The sequence below is a fragment of the Benzoatithermus flavus genome (assembly GCF_037908215.1).
Classification (GTDB): Bacteria; Pseudomonadota; Alphaproteobacteria; order Geminicoccales; family Geminicoccaceae; genus Benzoatithermus; species Benzoatithermus flavus.
Genome location: NZ_JBBLZC010000064.1, coordinates 1 through 1,546, shown reverse-complemented (window position 1 = coordinate 1,546; position 1,546 = coordinate 1). Strand labels below are relative to the sequence as shown.

General features: G+C 71.5%; 2 pseudogenes. One reads left to right on the top strand and one right to left on the bottom strand.

The window, feature by feature from the left end:
* The first annotated feature begins 182 nt into the window (after positions 1–182).
* Positions 183–1,414: pseudogene (locus U1T56_RS24050) on the top strand (IS3 family transposase).
* Here the strand turns inward: U1T56_RS24050 and U1T56_RS24705 are convergent.
* Positions 1,408–1,546: pseudogene (locus U1T56_RS24705) on the bottom strand (IS701 family transposase); the annotation flags it as partial. The pseudogenes U1T56_RS24050 and U1T56_RS24705 sit on opposite strands and share 7 nt — an antisense overlap.

The window sequence follows — 1,546 nt, the reverse complement described above, 5'->3', positions numbered from 1 at the left end:
GGCTCGGCTCGGGCGGCGGCCCGGCCCCGGATCCGCTGGCGAGGCTTTTCCCCCCGAGCCGCAGATGCTGCAGGAAGACGAAGGCGGGCCGGCACGACGGCGCGTGGTGGTGCAGGCCTCCCCCGGTGCCCGGTTAGGCGAGACACCCCGCAAGCGGGTAGAAGGCCCGCACGGAGGTGAGCATGACCGAGGAGCCCGGCCTCGGCCGTGGTGGGCGGATGTCGCGGCAGCGCAAGCGCGAGGCGGTGCTGCGCCTGCTCCGTGGCGAGGATCTCGAGCTGGTCTCCCGCTCGCTCGGCGTCACGGCCGCGACGCTCTCGGGCTGGCGCGACGACTTCCTGGCCGGCGGCGAGGCGGCACGCGCTACCAAGCCCACCGACGGCAAGGATCTCGAGCACCAGCGGCTGAAAGCCAAGCTGGGCGAGCTCATGCTCGAGCGCGAACGGCTGGCCGAGAAGATCGCCGCCCTGGCGGCCGTCGATTCGCGCTGCGGCTCGACCCCTTTGGCCCGCGGGAGGTCGAGGCCATGAGCCGGAAGGTCGCGCCCGCGACCGGCCGCACGTACGGCCTTGCCCGGGTGGCCCGGGTCTGGGGCGTCGCCCGCGCCACGGTCTACCGACAGCGTCGGCCCACGGGCGAGCCGGCCCGACGCCCAGGGCCGAGCGGGCCGATGCCGGGCGCGGCCTTGGTCGAAGCCATCCGCGCCGGGCTCGCCGGCAGCGGCTTCTCCGGCGAGGGTTACCGCAAGGTATGGGCCCGCCTGCGTTTTGCCGGCATCCGCACGTCGCGGCGCCGGGTGTTGCGGCTGATGCGCGAGCATGGTCTGCTGGCGCACCAGCGGCTGGGCGCGGCACGCGGGCCCAGGAGCCACGACGGCACGATCACCACCGAGCGGGTTGATCTCATGTGGGGGACGGATCTGACCTCGGTCATGACCGGCGAGGGCCAGGCTGCAGTGTTCGTAGCCGTCGATCATTGCTCGACCGAGTGCGTCGGCATCCATGCGACGCGGCAAGCAACCCGGTTCGAGGCGCTCGAGCCGATCCGGCAGGGCGTGCGGCAGCGCTTCGGCGGGTTCGACCGCGATGTCGCCGCCGGGCTCGCCATCCGGCATGATCACGGTTCGCAGTATGTGGCCCACGACTTCCAAAAGGAGCTGGCGTTCCTCGGCATCCAGAGCTCGCCGGCCTTCGTTCGAGCGCCGGAAGGGAACGGCTGCGCCGAGCGCTTCATCAGGACCTTGAAGGAAAATCTGCTCTGGTTGCAGCGCTTCGAGACGGTCGAGGCGCTACGGCAGGCGGTGCTTGCGTTCAAGGAGCGCTACAATCAGAGCTGGATCGTGGAGCGGCACGGCTACAAGACCCCGGCGCAGGTGCGTACCAAGCAGCTTCAACCTGCGGCCCTGGCCGCGTAGGCTTCAACCGAGTGTCTCACGATCGTGCTCCGGTGCAGGCCACGCCAGGAGCGGCCCTCGCAGTGGTCGCGCCCCAGCCCGTCCTTCATCTGCCGGTGCATCTGCTCGCAGACCCGGCGGGCCGCGATCGCG